Annotated in this window: 15 protein-coding genes and 2 pseudogenes; 6 read left to right on the top strand and 11 right to left on the bottom strand. The window is 65.6% G+C overall.

What is annotated here, in order from left to right; genetic code table 11:
- Window positions 1-52 precede the first annotated feature (52 nt).
- Window positions 53-1,894 (bottom strand): dihydroxy-acid dehydratase, encoded by a 1,842-nt coding sequence (ilvD, locus tag ACIP21_RS12390; protein ID WP_400687717.1) that lies wholly within the window; start codon window positions 1,892-1,894, stop codon window positions 53-55.
- A 324-nt stretch (window positions 1,895-2,218) separates the two neighbouring features.
- Between ilvD and ACIP21_RS12385 the strand changes: the two genes are divergently transcribed.
- Entirely contained in the window at window positions 2,219-3,295 is a 1,077-nt protein-coding gene (locus ACIP21_RS12385; RefSeq protein WP_400687715.1) for a phosphatidylinositol-specific phospholipase C, read from the top strand.
- Between the two features lie 243 nt (window positions 3,296-3,538).
- Window positions 3,539-4,594 carry a magnesium transporter gene (gene mgtE / locus ACIP21_RS12380; RefSeq protein WP_400687713.1) on the top strand — a complete coding sequence of 352 codons (1,056 nt, stop codon included), beginning with the start codon at window positions 3,539-3,541 and terminating at the stop codon, window positions 4,592-4,594.
- 37 nt (window positions 4,595-4,631) lie between these two features.
- Here mgtE and ACIP21_RS12375 read toward each other — a convergent pair whose 3' ends face one another.
- Entirely contained in the window at window positions 4,632-5,828 is a 1,197-nt protein-coding gene (locus ACIP21_RS12375; RefSeq protein WP_400687711.1) for a class I SAM-dependent rRNA methyltransferase, read from the bottom strand.
- Between the two features lie 179 nt (window positions 5,829-6,007).
- On the opposite strand from ACIP21_RS12375, the gene ACIP21_RS12370 reads away from it, so the two are divergent.
- Together ACIP21_RS12370 and mutM are read left to right on the top strand one after the other, a co-directional pair.
- On the top strand, window positions 6,008-6,826 hold the full coding sequence (locus ACIP21_RS12370) for an HDOD domain-containing protein (protein ID WP_400687996.1): 819 nt from the start codon (window positions 6,008-6,010) through the stop codon (window positions 6,824-6,826).
- A 3-nt stretch (window positions 6,827-6,829) separates the two neighbouring features.
- Entirely contained in the window at window positions 6,830-7,642 is an 813-nt protein-coding gene (gene mutM, locus ACIP21_RS12365) for a bifunctional DNA-formamidopyrimidine glycosylase/DNA-(apurinic or apyrimidinic site) lyase (protein WP_400687709.1), read from the top strand.
- 133 nt (window positions 7,643-7,775) lie between these two features.
- Here mutM and ACIP21_RS12360 read toward each other — a convergent pair whose 3' ends face one another.
- The 5 genes and pseudogenes from ACIP21_RS12360 to ACIP21_RS12340 all read right to left on the bottom strand — a co-directional run bounded on the left by ACIP21_RS12360 (window position 7,776) and on the right by ACIP21_RS12340 (window position 12,266).
- Window positions 7,776-8,027 carry a YfhL family 4Fe-4S dicluster ferredoxin gene (locus tag ACIP21_RS12360; protein ID WP_400687707.1) on the bottom strand — a complete coding sequence of 84 codons (252 nt, stop codon included), beginning with the start codon at window positions 8,025-8,027 and terminating at the stop codon, window positions 7,776-7,778.
- Between the two features lie 112 nt (window positions 8,028-8,139).
- A complete protein-coding gene (gene coaD / locus ACIP21_RS12355) occupies window positions 8,140-8,619 on the bottom strand; it encodes a pantetheine-phosphate adenylyltransferase (RefSeq protein WP_400687705.1) in 480 nt (159 codons plus the stop codon).
- A 112-nt stretch (window positions 8,620-8,731) separates the two neighbouring features.
- Window positions 8,732-10,330: pseudogene (locus ACIP21_RS12350) on the bottom strand (GMC family oxidoreductase N-terminal domain-containing protein).
- Window positions 10,331-10,350: 20 nt separating this feature from the next.
- A complete protein-coding gene (locus ACIP21_RS12345; protein ID WP_400687703.1) occupies window positions 10,351-10,836 on the bottom strand; it encodes a twin-arginine translocation pathway signal protein in 486 nt (161 codons plus the stop codon).
- Window positions 10,836-12,266, bottom strand: a complete 1,431-nt coding sequence (locus ACIP21_RS12340; protein ID WP_400687701.1) for a coniferyl aldehyde dehydrogenase — start codon at window positions 12,264-12,266, stop codon at window positions 10,836-10,838. Before ACIP21_RS12340 ends, ACIP21_RS12345 begins: the two co-directional genes overlap by 1 nt.
- Before the next feature lie 152 nt (window positions 12,267-12,418).
- On the opposite strand from ACIP21_RS12340, the gene ACIP21_RS12335 reads away from it, so the two are divergent.
- Both ACIP21_RS12335 and ACIP21_RS12330 read left to right on the top strand, forming a co-directional pair.
- Window positions 12,419-13,084: a TetR/AcrR family transcriptional regulator gene (locus tag ACIP21_RS12335; protein WP_400687699.1), complete on the top strand. Its 666-nt coding sequence runs from the start codon at window positions 12,419-12,421 to the stop codon at window positions 13,082-13,084.
- 35 nt (window positions 13,085-13,119) lie between these two features.
- On the top strand, window positions 13,120-13,974 hold the full coding sequence (locus ACIP21_RS12330) for a sulfurtransferase (RefSeq protein WP_400687697.1): 855 nt from the start codon (window positions 13,120-13,122) through the stop codon (window positions 13,972-13,974).
- Window positions 13,975-13,993: 19 nt separating this feature from the next.
- On the opposite strand, the gene ACIP21_RS12325 is transcribed toward ACIP21_RS12330, so the two are convergent.
- From ACIP21_RS12325 to ACIP21_RS12310, 4 genes and pseudogenes are all read right to left on the bottom strand, one after another.
- Complete coding sequence (locus ACIP21_RS12325; protein ID WP_400687695.1) at window positions 13,994-14,986, bottom strand: hydrolase; 993 nt, start codon at window positions 14,984-14,986, stop codon at window positions 13,994-13,996.
- 60 nt (window positions 14,987-15,046) lie between these two features.
- Window positions 15,047-17,671, bottom strand: coding sequence for a M16 family metallopeptidase (locus ACIP21_RS12320; RefSeq protein ID WP_400687693.1), 2,625 nt, complete (start codon window positions 17,669-17,671; stop codon window positions 15,047-15,049).
- A gap of 83 nt (window positions 17,672-17,754) precedes the next feature.
- A complete protein-coding gene (gene rsmD / locus ACIP21_RS12315; protein ID WP_400687692.1) occupies window positions 17,755-18,357 on the bottom strand; it encodes a 16S rRNA (guanine(966)-N(2))-methyltransferase RsmD in 603 nt (200 codons plus the stop codon).
- A pseudogene (locus ACIP21_RS12310) lies at window positions 18,357-19,709 on the bottom strand (M16 family metallopeptidase); the annotation flags it as partial. The gene rsmD and the pseudogene ACIP21_RS12310, both read right to left, overlap by 1 nt.
- Window positions 19,710-19,718: the final 9 nt, after the last annotated feature.

Here is a 19,718-nt window from a genome sequence, read left to right as displayed (position 1 = left end):
ATAAAAAACCGGCGCTCAAGGCGCCGGTTCTTGTTTCAGCGCCGTCAGCGCCTCACAGCCCTTCTAGCATCTCTTTGTTACGCACAGCACCCTTGTCGGCACTGGTCGCCAGCAGGGCATACGCCTTCAGCGCGGTGGTCACCTTGCGCGGACGAACTTCAACCGGCTTCCAGCCCTTCTTGTCCTGCTCGACGCGACGCTCGGCCAGCTCTTCGTCGCTGACCAGCAGGTTGATCGAACGGTTGGGGATGTCGATCAGCACCTTGTCGCCGTCGCGCACCAGGCCGATGGCGCCGCCCGCGGCGGCTTCCGGCGAGGCGTGGCCGATCGACAGGCCCGAGGTGCCGCCCGAGAAGCGGCCGTCGGTGAGCAGGGCGCAGGCCTTGCCCAGGCCCTTGGACTTCAGGTACGAGGTCGGGTAGAGCATCTCTTGCATGCCCGGGCCGCCTTTCGGGCCTTCGTAACGGATGATCACGATGTCGCCGGCCTTCACTTCGTCGGCGAGGATGCCGCGCACGGCGCTGTCCTGGCTCTCGAAGATCTTCGCGGTGCCTTCGAACACGTGGATCGACTCGTCGACGCCGGCGGTCTTCACCACGCAGCCGTCCAGGGCGATGTTGCCGTACAGCACGGCCAGGCCGCCTTCTTGCGAATAGGCGTGCTCGAAGCTGCGGATGCAGCCGTTTTCACGGTCGTCGTCGAGGGTTTCCCAGCGGGTCGACTGGCTGAACGCGGTCTGGGTCGGGATGCCGGCCGGGCCTGCCTTGAAGAAGGTGTGCACGGCTTCGTCATCGGTCTGGGTGATGTCCCACTTGGCGATGGCTTCTTCCATGCTGCGGCTGTGCACGGTCGGCAGGTCGGTGTGCAGCAGGCCGCCACGGGCCAGCGAGCCGAGGATGCTGAAGATGCCGCCGGCGCGGTGCACGTCTTCCATGTGGTACTTCTGGATGTTCGGCGCCACCTTGCACAGCTGCGGCACCTTGCGCGACAGGCGATCGATGTCGCGCAGGTCGAACGCCACCTCGCCTTCCTGGGCCGCGGCCAGCAGGTGCAGGATGGTGTTGGTCGAGCCGCCCATGGCGATGTCGAGCATCATGGCGTTCTCGAACGCCTTGAAGTTGGCGATGCTGCGCGGCAGCACCGACTCGTCGTTGTCGCCGTAGTAGCGCTTGCACAGCTCGACGATGGTACGGCCGGCGGTGAGGAACAGCTGCTCGCGGTCGGCGTGGGTGGCCAGGGTCGAACCGTTGCCCGGCAGGGCCAGGCCCAGGGCTTCGGTCAGGCAGTTCATCGAGTTGGCGGTGAACATGCCGGAGCACGAACCGCAGGTCGGGCAGGCGCTGCGCTCGTACTCGGCGACCTTTTCGTCGCTGGCAGTGGAGTCGGCGGCGATGACCATGGCGTCGACCAGGTCCAGGCCGTGGCTGGCCAGCTTGGTCTTGCCGGCTTCCATCGGGCCGCCGGAAACGAAGATCACCGGGATGTTCAGGCGCAGGGCGGCCATCAGCATGCCGGGGGTGATCTTGTCGCAGTTGGAGATGCAGACGATGGCGTCGGCGCAGTGGGCGTTGACCATGTACTCGACGGCGTCGGCGATGATCTCGCGGCTCGGCAGCGAGTACAGCATGCCGTCGTGGCCCATGGCGATACCGTCATCGACGGCGATGGTGTTGAATTCCTTGGCCACGCCACCGGCGCGTTCGATCTCGCGGGCGACCAGCTGGCCCAGGTCCTTGAGGTGCACGTGGCCCGGGACGAACTGGGTGAACGAGTTGGCGATGGCGATGATCGGTTTCTTGAAGTCTTCGTCCTTCATCCCGGTGGCGCGCCAAAGGGCACGGGCGCCGGCCATGTTGCGGCCTTGGGTGGAAGTCTTGGAACGATAATCAGGCATGAAACACTCCTGGCGGCTTAATCAGGTCACAAAATGGGGAGTGAGCTTCTCTTGTCCGGTGTGCCGCAGGCCGGTTGCCACTGGCACGGATGGGGCCGAAGACCGCGCGGGATCGCCGCGTGCTTGGCCAGAGCTCATAAACCCGCCGGGGATGACTGGCGATGAATAGCCCGATTCTACACCGCTGGCGCGGCGAGGGAATGAACAAGCGCATCAAATCCGAGGTTCGGTCGGCCCCGGGGCTGCCTGGCTAGATAAGTACCACTCGGCCGAGCTGCCCGTTCATTACCCTGGTCAGGTTGCAATCACCCGGATGACCTGAGCATGCGCGCTTTCTTCAACCTCGCAGCCCTCTGCGGCCTTCTCGTTTTGCTTGGCGTCGATGCCCGTGCGCACACTGACGATGCCTATTCCCACGATCCCCATGACGCCTTCGCCGACCAGCGCGACTGGATGAAATCGATACGCGATGACGTGCACCTGAGCGAGATGGCGCTACCCGGCACCCATGACTCGTCCACCTTCGACAAGATGCTGTTCCCCATCGTCGACGATATCGTCGTCACCCAGACGCTCAGTTTCGATGAGCAATTGAGGTATGGCATCCGCGTGCTGGACCTGCGACTGCGGCGCACGGGTGACAGCCTGGCCCTGCACCATGGCTCGGTCTATCTCGACAAGATGTTCGGCTCCGCGCTGCGTTCGGTAGAGCGTTTTCTGCAGGCCAACCCCAGTGAGACGGTATTGCTGCGGGTCAGGGAAGAACACACGGCCGATGCCAATGTGACGGTGAGACTGGTTGAGGTGTTCGAGCGCTACATGAAGGAGTTTTCCGCCGTCTACCTGCGCGCACCGCGCAGCAATGTCACCTTGGGCGAGGCACGTGGCAAGTTCGTGGTGCTTTCCAATGTTGCCAGCCTCAACCCTTACGGCCTCAGCTACGGCAACTTCGACATCCAGGATGACTACTACCTGTTCACCAACTGGAGCCTGCATGAGAAATTCATGAAGGTGATGCGTCAGCTGTATCGCGGTGCGGCGGGTGACCCAGGCAAGTTCTATGTGAACTACCTGTCCGGCAGCGGGGGATCGTTCCCCTATTTTGTCGCCAGCGGCCATGTGCTGCCAGGTACGGGCGCGCCCAGGCTTTCGACCGGCCTGGTAACGCTGGGGGATGACGACAGATACCCGCGTTTCCCGAGGACGACCTGCCTGGGCAGGCTCTGCACTATTTCCTTCGAAGGCACCAACGTACTGACCCGTGATGACCTGAAGAGCCTGAACGACTCGGGCACGAGCAGGCGCACCGTAGGCATCATCATGGCCGACTTTCCGGGCGCGTCGCTGATCGCCAACATCATTGCCAACAATCACCATGTGGCCCATGACCTTGGGCAGTGATCGTAGGACAAATCTGTAAATGCCCTGGCGGCGGCTTTCACCGGTGACAACCGCCCTGATGCTTGTCACTATCCCCGCGCCGCATGTGCGGCCTCACGAGAAACAGACTCAATGGACCTTCCCAGTTTCAGTTCATCGCGAACTTGCAAATTGGCACTGAGCGCGCCGTCGCCAGGGCATCCCAAGGCTTGAGCCTGTCTGGCTGAGGTTCGCGGGTGCCTGTGTCGGCGCCTGGAGAACTTCATGCAACATGTATCCGACACCCTCGTTTCCCCACGTGACCTGCGCCAGGCCGCCCAGGCCCGCCGTGACCACTTCCTTCGCCCTGAAGGCTATCCCGAAGGCACCGCCGGTTACCTCATGACCAGCGAGTATTCGAGCCTCGATGCCAGCCTCACCGCCAGCCAGGCCATCGACATGCTGCGCCGCGAAGCCGCCGACGCCGAGACCATCTATCAGTCCTATGTGCTCGACGAGCAGCGCAACCTGCTCGGCACCCTGTCCCTGCGCGAACTGATCCTGGCGGCGCCCGAGCAACCGATCGAGCAGATCATGGTGCGCAAGGTCATCTGTGTCTGTACCACGTCGCGGCAGGAGGAAGTCGCCCGGCTGATCCGCGAACACGACCTGCTGGCCGTGCCCGTACTGGACCAGGCCGGGCGCCTGGTGGGCCTGGTGACCTGCGACGATGCGCTGGATGTGGTGGTCAATGAGGCCACCGAGGATTTCCACAAGGGCGCGTCCATCACCAATCATGTGGGCAACCTGCGTGATGCCACTGTCGGCCTGCTGTACCGCAAGCGGGTGCTGTGGCTGGTGCTGCTGGTGTTCGGCAACCTGTTCTCGGGGGCGGGTATCGCAGCCTTCGAGGAAACCATCGCCGCGCATATCGTGCTGGTGTTCTTCCTGCCGCTGCTGGTGGACAGCGGTGGCAATGCCGGCGCCCAATCGGCAACCTTGATGGTGCGTGGCCTGGCGACGGGCGAGGTGGTCATGGGTGACTGGCTGCGCATGCTGGCACGCGAATGCGGGGTCGCGCTGGCGCTGGGCTGTACCATGGCGGTGGCGGTGGCAGCGCTGGGCGCGCTGCGTGGTGGCGCGGACATCGCGCTGATCGTGGCCAGCAGCATGCTGGTGATCGTTCTGCTGGGTAGCCTGATCGGCATGAGCCTGCCGTACCTGTTCACCCGGTTCAAGTTCGACCCGGCGACGGCCAGTGGCCCCCTGGTGACCTCGATTGCCGACGCGGCGGGCGTGCTGGTGTACTTCGGGATCGCCTCGTACGTGCTGGATATCTGAGGCAGCCCGGGGGCCGCAATACGGCCCCCGGGTGGGCTTAGCTGTTGGGCAGCAAGCGGCAGGTGATGCTCTTGATGTAGCGGGTCTCGGCGATCGCCGGGTGGACCGGATGGTCCGGGCCCTGGCCGCCGCGCTCGAGCAGTTGCAGGTTGCGGTCCAGGTGGCGGGCGCTGGTCAGCAGGATGCTGTGCAGGTCGTCCTCGGGCAGGTGCATCGAGCACGAGGCGCTGACCAGGATGCCGTCCTTGTTCAGCATGCGCATGGCCTGTTCGTTGAGGCGGCGGTAGGCCGCTTCGCCGTTCTTCAGGTCCTTCTTGCGCTTGATGAAGGCGGGCGGGTCGGCAATGATCACGTCGAAGCGCTCTTCGGCGGCCTTCAGCTCGCGCAGGGCCTCGAACACGTCACCTTCGATGCAGGTCAGCTTCTCGCTGATGCCGTTCAGCGCGGCGTTGCGCTCGACGCCGTCGAGGGCGAAGCCCGAGGCATCCACGCAGAACACTTCGCTGGCGCCGAACGCGCCGGCCTGCACGCCCCAGCCACCGATGTAGCTGAACAGGTCGAGCACACGCTTGCCTTTCACGTAGGGTGCCAGGCGTGCGCGGTTCATGCGGTGGTCGTAGAACCAGCCGGTCTTCTGCCCTTCGCGCACCGGGGCTTCGAACTTGACGCCGTTCTCTTCCAGGGCGACCCAGTCCGGCACTTCGCCGTAGACGGTCTCGACATAGCGCTCGAGGCCTTCGGCGTCACGGGCGGCGGAGTCGTTCTTGAACAGGATGCCGCTGGGCTTGAGCACCTGCACCAGGGCGGCGATCACGTCGTCCTTGTGCGCTTCCATGGTGGCCGAGGCCAGCTGCACCACGAGGATGTCGAAGAAACGGTCGACCACCAGGCCCGGCAGCAGGTCGGAATCGCCGTATACCAGGCGGTAGCACGGCTGCTCGAACAGGCGCTCGCGCAGCGACAGGGCGACGTTCAGGCGGTGCACCAGCAGCGACTTGTCCAGCGGCAGCTTGATGTCGCGCGACAGCAGGCGGGCGCAGATCAGGTTGTTCGGGCTCAGGGCGACGATGCCCAGCGGCTTGCCGTTGGCAGCCTCGAGCACGGCCTGCTGGCCGGCCTTCAGGCCTTGCAGCGGGGTCGCGGTGACGTCGACTTCGTTGCTGTAGACCCACAGGTGGCCGGCGCGCAGGCGGCGGTCGGCATTGGCTTTGAGGCGAAGGCTGGGCAGGGACATGACGTCGCTCCGGGAAAAAAGAGCGGGAGTATACCCTGTCGGCCGCCAATTCGGTTCCGGGCGCGACAAAGCGCGGCCCTGAGCAACTGGGTTAGAATCGCCCGGTCTCCCAAGAGTAAGCACGCATGTCCCAGGAACTCAGCGCCGAACAGATCCAGCAAGCCTTGCAAGGCATCACCATTCCGCCGCAACCGCAGATCATGGTCGACCTGCAGTTCGAGCAGTACATGCCTGACCCGGACCTGGATACCATCGCCAAGCTGATTGCCCAGGACCCTGGCCTGGCCGGGGCCTTGCTCAAGCTGGTCAACTCGCCGCACTTCGGCCTGTCGAACAAGATCGGCTCGATCCAGCGCGCGGTCAACCTGCTGGGCAGCCGTTCGATCATCAACCTGATCAATGCCCAGTCGATCAAGGGAGAGATGAGCGACGAAACCATCGTCACCCTCAACCGCTTCTGGGACACCGCCCAGGACGTGGCCATGACCTGCCTGACCCTGGCCAAGCGCACGGGGCTGCAGGCCGCCGACGAGGCCTACACCCTCGGGCTGTTCCATGACTGCGGCGTGCCGCTGATGCTCAAGCGCTTCCCCGACTACATGGAGGTGCTGGAAGACGCCTACGCCAAGGCCAGCGAGGAGACCCGCGTGGTCGACACCGAAAACCGTGCGTTCAACACCAACCACTCGGTGGTCGGCTACTTCACCGCCAAGTCCTGGCGCCTGCCCGAACACATCAGCGCGGCCATCGCCAACCACCACAACGCCCTGGCGATCTTCCGCGAGGAGTCTTCGCGCAATGCCCAGAGCCAGCTGAAGAACCTGCTGGCGGTGCTGAAGATGGCCGAGCACATCTGCGCTTCGTACCGGGTACTGGGCAACCAGAGCGTCGACCACGAGTGGCAAGTGGTCGGCCCGCTGGTGCTGGACTACATCGGCCTGACCGAGTACGACTTCGAAACCCTCAAACAGAACATTCGCGAACTGGGCGGGCACTGATCCATGCCGGAACTACCCGAAGTCGAAACCACCCGGCGCGGAATCGCGCCACACCTGGAAGGCCAGCGCGTCAGCCGCGTGGTGGTGCGTGACCGGCGCCTGCGCTGGCCGATCCCCGAGGACCTCGACGTGCGCCTGTCCGGGCAGCGCATCGTCAGCGTCGAGCGGCGCGCCAAGTACCTGCTGATCAATGCCGAGGTCGGCACGCTGATCAGTCACCTGGGCATGTCGGGCAACCTGCGCCTGGTGCAGCTGGGCTTGCCGGCGGCCAAGCACGAGCACGTGGACATCGAGCTGGAATCAGGGCTGATGCTGCGCTACACCGACCCGCGCCGTTTCGGCGCCATGCTCTGGAGCCTCGACCCGTTCAACCATGAGCTGCTGCTGCGCCTGGGGCCGGAGCCGCTGACCGAGCTGTTCGACGGCGAGCGGCTGTTCCAGTTGTCGCGCGGGCGTTCGATGGCAGTCAAGCCGTTCATCATGGACAACGCTGTGGTGGTGGGGGTGGGCAACATCTACGCGACCGAGGCGCTGTTTGCGGCGGGCATCGACCCGCGCCGGGAAGCCGGCGGAATTTCCCGGGCGCGCTACCTGAAGCTGGCGATCGAGATCAAGCGGGTGCTGGCGGCGGCCATCGAGCAGGGCGGTACGACCCTGCGCGATTTCATCGGGGGTGACGGGCAGCCGGGGTACTTCCAGCAGGAATTGTTCGTCTACGGGCGCGGCGGGCAGCCGTGCAAGCTGTGCGGCACGGCCTTGCGCGAGGTGAAGCTGGGGCAACGGGCGAGCGTGTTCTGCCCGCGTTGCCAGCGTTGATTGCCGGGGCCGCTGTGCGGCCCATTCGCGGGCAAGCCCGCTCCCACAGGCACGGTGTATACCTGGGGTTAGCATCAATCCTGTGGGAGCGGGTTTACCCGCGAACAAGGGCGAAGCCCTTGCCAGGCGGTGCTCACTCCTTGCCGGTGATACGGCGGTACTTGGCCATCAGTTGCTCTTCGCTTTCCGGGTGCGCTTCATCCAGCGGGATGCAGTCGACCGGGCAGACCTGCTGGCACTGCGGCTCGTCGTAGTGACCCACGCACTGGGTGCACAGGTTCGGGTCGATCACGTAGATCTCTTCGCCTTGGGAGATGGCCTCGTTCGGGCACTCGGGTTCGCAGACGTCGCAGTTGATGCAATCGTCGGTGATGATCAGGGACATGGGGACTCCGGCCGGGGCGCATCGCCCGGGCATGTTCAGCGCAATGGGCACAATTGTGCCGCATTCGCGCCCGCAGTGCACGCGGGCGCGTAGATACGTCAGCCGTGCTGGCTTACTTCTTGAAGCGTTCGGTCAGTGCCTCGGCCACCGCAGGGTGGACGAACTTGCTGATATCACCGCCCAACGCGGCGATTTCCCGGACCAACGTCGAGGAAATGAACGAATAGCGCTCCGAAGGCGTGAGGAACAGGCTCTCGACGTCGGGCGCCAGTTGCCGGTTCATGTTCGCCAGCTGGAACTCGTACTCGAAGTCCGATACCGCGCGCAGGCCGCGCAGGAACACGTTGGCGCCCTGGTCCTTGGCGAAGTGCGCCAGCAGCGAGGAGAAGCCGATGACTTCGACATTGGGCAGGTGCTTGGTGACCTCCCGCGCCAGCTCCACCCGTTGTTCCAGCGGGAACAGGGGGTTTTTCTTCGGGCTGGCCGCCACCGCGATGATCACGTGGTCGAACAGGCGCGAGGCGCGCTCGACCAGGTCGCCGTGGCCTTTGGTAATGGGGTCGAAAGTACCCGGGTACAACACTCGGTTCATCGCGTCATCCTGGCTGGAGTGCGTTGGGGAGTCGGATGGTAGCGCAGCGATGGCGCCCCGGCCAAGTCATGCGGCCGGCTGAAGGCACTATAGACAGCGGGGCTGTTTGTTGTCATGCACTCTGTGCCAGGCGGGCGATCAGCGCTTCGGTCAGCCGGGCGGCGATGGCGTACACCGACAACTGCGGGTTGGCGCCGATGCTGGTGGGGAACAGCGAGCCGTCGTGGACTGAAAGGTTGGCCAGCTGGTGATGCCGGCCAAGGCTGTCGCACACCGCCTGGCGCGGGTCTTCGCCCATGGCGCAGCCGCCCATCACGTGGGCACTGCCCAGGCGGGTGCGAAACGGCTCGAGGCTCAGGCCGTCGATCATCTGCCGGGCCTCGGCCAGGCTGGAAGCGGGGCGGGCATCGGCATGCAGCGGCGTGACCTGGGCGGCACCGGCGGCGAACTGGATCTGCGCCATGCTGTGGTAGGCCCGGCGCAGGCCGTCGCGCAGGTAGTCGGTGACCGGGTAATCCAGCAGCGGTGAGCCGTCGCTGCGCAATTCCACGTTGCCGCCCAGGCTTTCGGGGTGGAAACCGTCGCGCAGCAACGCCAGCATCACGTGGGTATGCGGCAGTTCGGCCATGCGCCGGGCATTCTCCGTGCCATGGCCGCCCAGCAGCGTACTGGCCAGGGCTGGGTGCAAGGGCGGCACTTCCAGTTTGTAGCCCACCGGCCCGACGGTGCCGTCCTGCCACTGGAAGTGGTCGCTGTAGATCGACTGCGGAGCGCCGTAGTAGGGGTCGATACGCGCGTCGAAGCGCGCCGCGCTGAAGTTCACCAGGTGCAGGAAGGTACGTTTGCCCAGGCGCCCATGGGGGTCTGGGGCCCTGGAGCGCAGCAGCAGGGCCGGGCTGTTGATACCGCCACCGGCGACGATGTAGTGGCGGGCGCGCACGCTCACCTGGCGCCCGGTGGCGTAGATGCCCTGGGCATCCAATGCCTTGCACTGGAGCTGGCGGATGCGCTCGCCGTCATGTTCGAAATGCTCGGCACGGGCCAGGTAGAGCAGTTCGCCGCCACGCTCGAGGGTGGCGGGGATGCGCGTCACCAGCATCGATTGCTTGGCGTTGACCGGGCAACCCATGCCGCAGTAGCCCAGGTTCCAGCAGCCACGCACGTTGCGCGGGATCACCGCCCAGCGGTAGCCGAGCTGTTCGCAACCACGCTTGAGCACTTCGTTGTTGGCATTTGGCGGCAGGGCCCAAGGGCTGATGCCCAGTTCCTGCTCGACCCTTTCGAACCAAGGGCGCAGGTCGTCCTCGCCCAGCCCCTGCACAGCGTGGGCCGTGGCCCAGTGCGAAAGGGTCTGGGGCGGTGTGCGAAAGCTCGATGTCCAGTTGACCAGGGTGGTGCCGCCCACGGCGCGGCCCTGGAGGATGGTGATGGCGCCATCCTTGCTCATCCGGCCCAGGCCTTCCTGGTACAGGCTGGCGTAGGCCTCGCTTTCCAGCAGGTGGAAGTCGCTGCTGGTCTTCAGCGGGCCTTCCTCGATCAGCAGCACCTTGAAACCGGCGGCGCTGAGCAGCTGCGCGCTGGTGGCGCCGCCGGCGCCGCTGCCGATCACGGCGATGTCGGCCTCCAGGGTCAGGTCCTGTTCCAGGCGTGAGCCGTCGTGGGTGAGCCAGCCGCGTTCGAGGCCTTAGCGAAACGGGTCGGTGACAGGCATGGGCGATGCTCTTGTTGTCGTCAGATCTTTGGGGGGCCGGGGTAGCCGCAGGCCGCCCAGGCTTGCGGGCGTTCGTACCAGGCCATCAGCAGCAGTTGCAGGAGCGAGGCGTGGCCCATGCGCAGCAGGTTCAGCGAGCTGTTCTGCCAGCGTTGCAGGAAGGCCGTGACCTGGGCGCCACTCGCCTGCTCCCAGGCGCCCCAGACGCCGGTCAGCGGGCCACGGGTGAAGGGCAGGTCGAGCACGTCGAACAGCTGTCGGGTGAGCTTGAGCATCTCCGGCGACAGTGCAGCCAGCTTGTGGTCGAGGCTCTTCAGCACCAGAGGGGCAGTGGCCGACGTCCCGGCCAGCACCACCGGGATCAGCGCCTGCAGCAGCGGCAGGTCGTGGTCGCGCAGCACCTGGTAGCCGGCGGCGGGCGTCTGCGAGGTGCAGCCGACCAGGCTGGCTCCGCTCAGCAACACGCTGGCGCCAAGGCTGAAGCGCAGCAGGTCGCGGCGCAGCATCAGCGGATGAACAGCTTGTAGACCAGGCGCTGCAAGGCCTTGCCATAGGGCGGGTAGATCAGCCGGGCGGCGTTGAGGCGCTGCTTGGCCAGCACCGCCTTGGCCTTGCTGAAGGTCTGGAAGCCTTCGTGGCCGTGGTAATGGCCCATGCCGGAGGGGCCGATGCCGCCAAACGGCAGGTCGTCCTGGGCCACGTGCAGCAGGGTGTCGTTCAGGCACACACCGCCAGAGTGGCTGTATTGCAGCACGTGGGCCTGCTCGCTGCGGTCGTAGCCGAAGTAGTAGAGCGCCAGTGGGCGAGGGCGCTGGTTGATGTAGTCCAGGGCTTCATCGAGGCGGTCGTAGGGCACCAGCGGCAGCAGCGGGCCGAAGATTTCGTCCTGCATCACCTGCATGCCATCGTTGACCCTGGTCAGCACGTGCGGCGGCAGGCGCCGGCCCTGGCGAGGTTCGTCGGGGTACAGGTCGAGCACCTCGGCGCCCTTGGCCCGCGCATCGTCCAGCAGATGTTGCAGGCGCTGCAACTGCCGTGGGTTGATGATCGCGCTGTAGTCGGGGTTGTCGGCAATGCGCGGGTAGAAGCGGCGCACGGCGTCGCGGTAGGCATCGGCGAAGGCATTCAGGCGCTCGCGTGGCACCAGCACGTAGTCGGGGGCGACACAGGTCTGCCCGGCGTTGAGGGTCTTGCCGAAGGCGATGCGCTCGGCGGCGGCGTCCAGCGGCACGCTGGCCGAGACGATCGCGGGCGACTTGCCGCCCAGCTCCAGGGTCACCGGGGTCAGGTTGTGCGCGGCCGCCAGCATCACTTGGCGGCCGATGCTGGTGGCCCCGGTGAACAGCAGATGATCGAAGGGCAGGCGGGCGAAGGCCTGGCCGACTTCGACCTCGCCCAGCACCACGCTGACCAGGTCCTCGGGGAACACCCGTTGCAGCAGCGTCTTCAGTGCCTGTGCGCTGGCCGGGGTGGATTCGCTGAGCTTGAGCATCACCCGGTTGCCAGCGGCCAGGGCGCCGGTCAGCGGGCCGATGGCGAGAAACAGCGGGTAGTTCCACGGCACGATGATGCCGACCACCCCCAGGGGCTGGTACAGCACCCGCGCGCTGGCCGGCTGGAACGCCAGGCCCACGGCGCGCCGGGACGGACGCATCCAGCGTTGCAGATGGCGTTCGGCATGGCGAATGCCCTGCACCGACGGCAGCAGCTCGGCCAGCAGGGTTTCGTCGGCGCTGCGGCCATCAAAGTCGCTATCGATCGCCTCGATCAGTGCCTGCTGGTCCGCCAGCAGGGCCTCGCGCAGGCTTTTCAGCCATTGCCGCCGCTGCGCCGGAGGGGGCATGGGGTTGCCGGCGAACGCCAGGCGCTGGGCGGCGAACGTCGCCTCGAGGTCGGTATCGGCAGGCATGGCAGGCAAGGCGAAGGGCGAGGTCACGGCAGCGTCCCGTCTGGGCTGAGAATCCCTAGAGCCTATACTCTAGTTCGTACCATGGTGCGATTTTTTTTCACCCTGGCAGGCGGTGCATTGCGGGCACGTTACACCGTAAGATGGCGGTCAATCGAAAGCCTGCAGACTGGGAACCGAGCATGGCCCCGCGCATGAAAACCCGAGAGCGCATCGTGCAGAACAGCCTGGAGCTGTTCAACCAGCAGGGCGAACGCAGCGTCAGTACCAACCACATCGCCGCGCACATGGAAATCTCGCCCGGCAACCTCTACTACCACTTCCCCAACAAGCAGGCGATCATCGCCGTGCTGTTCAGCCAGTACGAAGAACTGGTGGACAGTTTCCTGCGCCCGCCGCAAGGCCGCGCGGCCACCGTCGAGGACAAGCGCTTCTACCTCAAGGCGCTGTTGGCGGCGATGTGGAACTACCGTTTCCTGCACCGCGACCTGGAGCACCTGCTGGACAGCGATACCGAACTGGCCGTCCGCTACCGGCGCTTTTCCGAGCGCTGCCTGCGCCAGGGCCAGGCGATCTATCGTGGCTTCGTCGACGCCGGGATCCTCGCCATGGAGCCCACGCAGATCGAATCGTTGACCATCAACGCCTGGATCGTGCTGACGTCCTGGGTACGTTTTCTCAGCACCACTCGCGAACATTCCGCACACCTGGGTGAAGAAGCCTTCAAGCGCGGCGTCTATCAGGTGCTGGTGCTGGAACTCGGCTTCGTCACCGCCAACGCCCGCAGCGCCGTGGACACCCTGTGCCAGGAGTTCCACGTACCGTTCAACCAGGCCCTGGAACACTAGGCCAGGGCCTTCGTGCCATCGATCAGGAGATAGTCATGCCCCTTGCGCAATTGATCACCCCGCAACAGCTGGCCGAGCGACTGGACTCGCCCAGGCTGGTGATCCTCGATTGTCGTTTTGCCCTGGAGGATGTGGATTACGGCCAACGCAGCTATGCCGAGGGGCATATCGCCGGGGCGCACTTCGCCGACTTGGAGCGTGACCTGAGCGGGCCGGTGCACAAGGGCCGCACTGGCCGCCACCCGCTGCCGGAGCCGCAGCGGTTGATCGAACGCCTGCGTGAGTGGGGCCTGGATAATGACAGCGAAGTCGTGCTGTACGACGACGGCCCTGGCGCCTTTGCCGCGCGGGCCTGGTGGCTGCTGGCCTGGCTCGGCAAGCGTAGCGGTGTGGCCATCCTCGATGGCGGCCTCAAGGCCTGGCATGCCGCGCACCTGCCGCTGAGCCTGGACGCACCGGCCAGGCGCGAGGGAAGTTTCCACGGCGAGGCAGATGCCACGCTGCTGATCGACGCCGAGCACCTGGCCAAGCGCCTGGGCAGCCCTGACCTCACCTTGATCGATGCCCGCGCCCTGCCGCGTTTCCGTGGCGAGGTGGAGCCGATCGACCCGGTGGCCGGGCATATCCCTGGCGCGCAGTGCGCTGCGTTCAACGACAACCTCGGTGCCGATGGGCGCTTCCTGGCGCCGGAACAGCTCAGGCAGCGTTTTGCCGAAAAGCTGGCAGGGCGCTTGCCGGAGCAGCTGGTGGCCTATTGCGGGTCAGGGGTGACGGCGTGCCATAACCTGTTTGCCCTGGCGCTGGCGGGGTATCCGTTGGGCAGGCTGTATGCCGGGTCGTGGAGCGAGTGGATCAACGATCCCAAGCATGGCGTGGCGACCGGCCTGTAGGAGCGAGCAACGCTCGCTCCTACAGGGCTTGCATCAGCCATTGGGGAATCCTGCGCTCCAGGTAGTAACCAGGATTGCGCAGGCTGCCCTCGACAAACCCCACATGGCCCCCGCGCGCATGCAGCTCGAACTGCGTCTGCGGCGCCAGTTCGGCGGCCGTGGGCAGGCTGTGGTCGAACACGAACGGGTCGTCGGCGGCCTGGATGATCAGCGTCGGCGTGCAATTCGCCCCCAGGTAATAGCGGCTCGAGGCGTGCCGGTAGTAGTCGTGCGCGTCGCTGAAGCCGTTGAGCGGCGCGGTGACCTTGCCGTCGAAGTCCCAGAACGTCTTCATCTTGCCCAAGGGCCCCAGCCGGTCGAGCGCGGCCAGGCCTTCGTGATGCCCACGGTCTCGGAACAAACGTTGCTTCACCTGCACATAGGCCATCATCTCGCGCATGAAATGTGCCTGGTACACCTTGGAAAAACCCTGGCCGATGCGGTCGGCGCACTGGTCCAGGCGAAACGGCACCGACACTGCCACCGCCGCTTGCAGCTGGCTGGCGGCGCCACGCTCGCCCAGGTACTTGAGCAGTACATTGCCGCCAAGTGAGTAACCGACGGCATACAGGGGCGCCAAGGGCCGCTGGGCGCGCAGGTGGGCGACCACCGCGGCGAGGTCCTCGCTGGCACCGGAATGGTAGCTGCGCGGCAGCAGGTTCGGCTCGCCCGAACAGCCGCGCCAGTTCACCGCCACGCTGGCCCAGTCGCGGGCCTGCAACGCCTGCTGCAAGCCTTTGACATAGGGCGAATGGGAGGAACCGGTGAGGCCGTGCAGTACCAGCACCAGGGGCGCGTCCGGCTGGTGCGGCCCATGCCAGTCAAGGTCGAGAAAGTCGCCATCGGCCAGCCACAGGCGCTCGCGGTTGCGCTCGATTGCGGGCAGTTTGCGCCACAACGGGCCCCACAAGGTCTGCAGGTGGGGGTTGGACAGGCCGATGGCCGGGCGGAATGTGGCAGTCAGGCTGGGCATGCTCGGTGACTCGTGATGTGCCTGCCTAGAGTGCCATGAAAAACCACCGCTGTACCTGCGCTATTGGTCGGCAAGGATGCCTGTCGGCAAGGCTTGCTGGTCGACGGTCGGGCCGACGCTTACCAGAATCTGGCTCGCCAGCTCCAGCCTCAGCTTGAAGGCCAGGTGTGCGGCCTCGGGGGTTACGGCCAGGACACGTTCGATGTAAGTCTGCAGGGCATCTGCGGGCAAGCCGGCATGAAGCGTGGCGATAAGCTCGACCAGCGAGCCATTGTTTGCCAGCGCGCGGCGCAGATCGCCGAGCAGGGCCTGCCTGGCCAGCTCCAGCTCATCCTCGCCAGGCCCCTTGGCGGCGTAGTCCTGCAGCACACGGCCCAGCTGCCGGGTGAAGGCATCCAGATACTCGGCCGCCACCTCGCCCTGGATGTAGAGCATGTTGGTATCAGGTGCCAGGCTGGAGTACACCCCATAGGTCAGGCCTAGTCGCTGACGAAGTTCCTTGAACAGGCGCGAATCCGGGCCGTGTCCCAGGACGTCGTTGGCCAGGACCAGGGCTGGGTAATCGGCGTCAGCGCGGCTTGCGCGCATGGGCAGGAGCAACATGACCGCATGGTTGACACCGGGTTGTTCGACGCTCGCCACAGCGGCCTTGAACGAGGGCAAGGCTGGCGGCTCGGCCGCCGCCCAGTGCTGTGGCAGCGCCGCGCAGATGCGCCGGGTGAGGGCCTCGGCCGCTTCGCGGGAAATATCGCCGACCATCGAAATTTCAAGGTTGCTCGCCGAATAGGCCCGCCGGTGAAAATGCCTGACATCCTCAGGGGTGATCAGGGCGATGCCGGCGTTCGTGCCCCTTTCAGGGGAGCCATAGGGGTGCTCGCCAAAGGCAAGCGACAGGGCGGCATGTTGGGCCTTGCGCATCGGGATTGCCTGGGTTTGCCTGTTGCTTTCCAGCAGATGTGCCTTCATCAGTTCGAACTCGCCAGCCCTGAATGCAGGGCGTGCAACCATGTCGATGATCAGGTTCAGCGCAGGCGTCAGCGTCTCATTCGTCAGGCAGCGCAGATGAATGTGGGTCTGGTCGCGGGTGATCGACTTGCTGTACTGCGCGCCGAGTTTTTCCATGTGCTCGGCAAAGGCGCCAGCCTCCAGTTCCAGCGTGCCTTCGTCGAGCATGAACAGCGTCATCGCGGCGAGCCCGGGCTTGTCGCCATCCAACCGGCTGCCGGCGTTGAAGCTCAGCATCAGGTCGAGCATGGGCTGCTCGTGGCTTTGCACCAGGCGTGCCACCGCGCCCTCGGCGGTTTGCCAGGCCTGCACTTTCGGCACCGGCAGGTCGAGGGTGCTCATGTCGAGCGTTTGCAGGGAGGCCAGGGTGGGTGGTTGCGGTGGGCTACCGGCCGTTTCCTGCTCGGCGTCACCCACATCGTCCAAGTAGGTGATGGTCAGGCGCTCATGGGTGAGGAACGTGTCCGCTGCCACCCGAACCTCTTCGGCAGTGACACTTCGTATCCCATGATGCTCCTGCTCGAGCATGCCGGGATCGATGCCGCATACCGCGTGCTGGCCGATGGCCTCGGCCTGTGCCTCGACGTTTTCCCGCGCGAAGACCAGGTCTGCCAGCAGACGGTTCTTTGCCCGCTGCAGTTCGTCTTCGGCAGGCGCTGCGTGGCGCAAGTCTGCTATCTCCTCCAGCGCCGCAGCCGTTGCCGATTTTGCCGTGGCTGTGGCGGGGTTGGCGTAAAGCGAGAGGGTCAGCAGGCTGTCGCCCCGTTGCAGGTGTTGATACCCGGCTTCGGCCTGAAGCAGGCTTTGATCGCCGCGGACTCTGCGCAAGAACAGGCGCGAGCTGCTGCCATTGGCCAGTAGCTGAGGAATAAGCCGTAGCGCATAGGCGTGGCCCGGATGGTCGGCGGTAGCGAGGCTGGGTGTGTTGAAGGCCAGGATGGCGCCCTTGGGCAGGCTTGGCAGGGCAATGGTCTGGCTGCGATGAGCGAAATGCCGGGTCGAAGGCGGCGCCCAGCGTTGCGGCAAGGGGGCCGCAGCAATGCCGGCGAAGTGGCGTTCGACCAGGGTCCGCAGCGCTGGCATGTCGATGGCACCGGCCACCACAAGGGAAGCGTTGTTGGGCTGGTACCAGTTCTGGTACCAGCTGCGCACTGCGCTGATGTCCAGGTGCTGCAGATCGGCCGGATAGCCAATCGGCGGGTCGGCGTAAGGGGTGTTGCTGTTGGCCAGGATGAGCGCGCGCTCACTGGCCACCTCCAGCGGCCGGTTATCCACGCGCTGGCGCCGCTCGGCCTTGACGATATCGAGTTCACGCTTGAACACAGGCTCGCCGAGCGTTGCGCTGGCCATGGAGTCGGCCATGATTTCCAGGGCGACCTCGAGGCGGCTGGCGGGCAGGGTGATGGGAAAGCAGGTCGCATCCGCCGTGGTGAACGCATTCGGGTTGCCACCAAGGCGTTGCATGATTTCATTGTACTGGCCGGGGCCCAGTTTGCTGCTGCCTTCGAACATCAGGTGCTCGACCAGGTGGCATAGCCCGCTTTGTCCCGAGGGCTCCTGGCTCGAGCCTACGTGGTACCAGAGTTGGGCGCTGACCAGCGACGAGCGGTGGTCTTCGCGCAGATAGACCGCAAGGCCGTTTTCCAGGTTGAAACGTTGCAGGGCAGATGCAGCAGGCATGAACGAAGTGCTCCGGTAGGCAATGTGCCGGAGCAGCTTCGATCAAGTGGTGAGGCCACCTGCGTTACATAAGTCGGTAGGGCCTAGCCCCGTTGCCAGAGCGCATAGTGCACCTGGCCGGTCTTTTTTTCCCGGTGCAGGCGCCAGTTGCCAGGCATCGCCAGCGTCGACGGGGCGGCTTCGCTTTCGGTGTAGATCCAGGCCTGTTGACGCAGCCACTGGTTCTGTTCCAGCAGGTTGCAGGCGTTGGCCAGCAGGTCCTGATGGAACGGCGGGTCGAGAAACACCAGGTCGAACTGCTGCTTGGCCGGGTTCTGCAGGTAGCGCAGGGCGTCGGTCTGGAGGATCTGCCCGCGCGCGCAGCGGAGGATCTCGAGGTTGTTCTTCAGGTTGGCGATGGCGGCCGGGTTGCTGTCCAGCGCCACGGCATCCTCGGCGCCGCGGGACAACGCCTCCAGCACCAGGGCGCCGCTGCCGGTGAAGGCATCCAGCACCCGGGCACCTTCGATGTAGGGCGCCAGCCAGTTGAACACGGTTTCGCGCACGCGGTCCGGGGTCGGGCGCAGGCCGTCGCCATCCGGCACCGCCAGGCGGCGGCTGCGCCACTCGCCGGCGATGATGCGCAGGTGACCCTGGCCCTTGCTTTGGCCCTGCTGCGGGCGGGCGGGAGGGGTGGATCTAGGCATTAGTGCTCCGGTACGCCGAGCGGCTGCTCGGACGGTTTGTCAGTGGGGGCCGGCAGCGGCTTTTGCGGCACCTTCGGGCCGACGGTGACGATCACCAGTTTATCGCTTGCCAGGTGCTTGTTCATCGCCGCCTTGACCTGCTCGACGGTCAGCGCCTGGGACTGCTGCATGAAGTCTTCGAGCCAGGTCAGTGGCAGATTATAGAAACCGATGGCGCCCAGTTGGCCGACGATGCTCGCGTTGCTGGCATTGGACAGCGGGAAGCTGCCGGCCAGTTCGCGCTTGGCGTCGTCCAGTTCCTGCTGGCTCGGGCCGTTCTTGAGGTAGTCGGCGAGGATGTCCTGCACCAGCTTGAGCGTGCCTTCGCTGAGCTCGGCGCGGGTCTGCAGGTTGATCATGAACGGGCCGCGCACCTGCATCGGGCTGAAGACCGAGTAGACGCCGTAGGTCAGCCCGCGTTTCTCGCGCACCTCGCTCATCAGCCGGGTACCGAAGGCACCGCCGCCGAGGATCTGGTTGCCCAGCGACAGCGCTGGCCAGTCCGGGTCCTGGCGGTCGATGCCCAGTTCGGCGAGCATCAGGTGGGTCTGTTTGCTCGGGAAGTCGATGTGGGTGATACCTGCCTTGGGTACCCCAGGCTCGGCCGGCTTGGCCAGCGCGGGGCCTTTGGGCAGGGCGGCGGAAACCTGGGCGGCGACGGCTTGGGCTTCTTCCCGGCTGAGGTCGCCGACCAGGGCGATCACCGCGTTGCCGGCGGCATAGGCCTTGGCGTGGAAGGCGCGCAACTGTTCCAGGGTGATGCCCGGGATGCTCTCGGCACTGCCGTCGCTCGGGTGGGCATAAGGATGCTCGCCATACAGCTTGGCGAACAGGGCCTTGCCGCCGATCTTGCCAGGGTTCTGCTTCTCGTACTCGAAGCCGGCCAGCAGCTGGTTCTTGATGCGCTTGAGCGCGTCTTCCGGGAAGGTCGGCTTGCCGGCCACCTCGGCGAACAGCTGCAGGGCCGGCTCGCGCTTGTCCTTGGCGCTCAGGCTGCGCAGCGAGGCCACGGCCATGTCGCGGTAGGAACCGTTGCCGAAGTCGGCACCCAGGCCTTCGAAGCCCTGGGCAATGGCGGTCACGTCCTTGCCGGCCACGCCTTCGTTGAGCATGGCGTTGGTCAGGGTGGCCAGGCCCGGCGTGTTGCCGTCCTGGCTGCTGCCGGCGGCGAAGGTCACGCGCAGGTCGAACATCGGCAGCTCGCGGGCCTCGACGAACAGTACGCGGGCGCCTTCGGCGGTGGTCCAGTGCTGGATGTTCAGCTGGCGCCGGCTCGGCGCCTTGCCGTCCAGCTCGGCCAGCGACTGCAGGGTATTGGCCGG

The organism is Pseudomonas sp. NPDC089401, assembly GCF_044749485.1.
Taxonomy (GTDB): domain Bacteria; phylum Pseudomonadota; class Gammaproteobacteria; order Pseudomonadales; family Pseudomonadaceae; genus Aquipseudomonas.
This window is presented reverse-complemented; position numbering and strand designations above follow the sequence as displayed.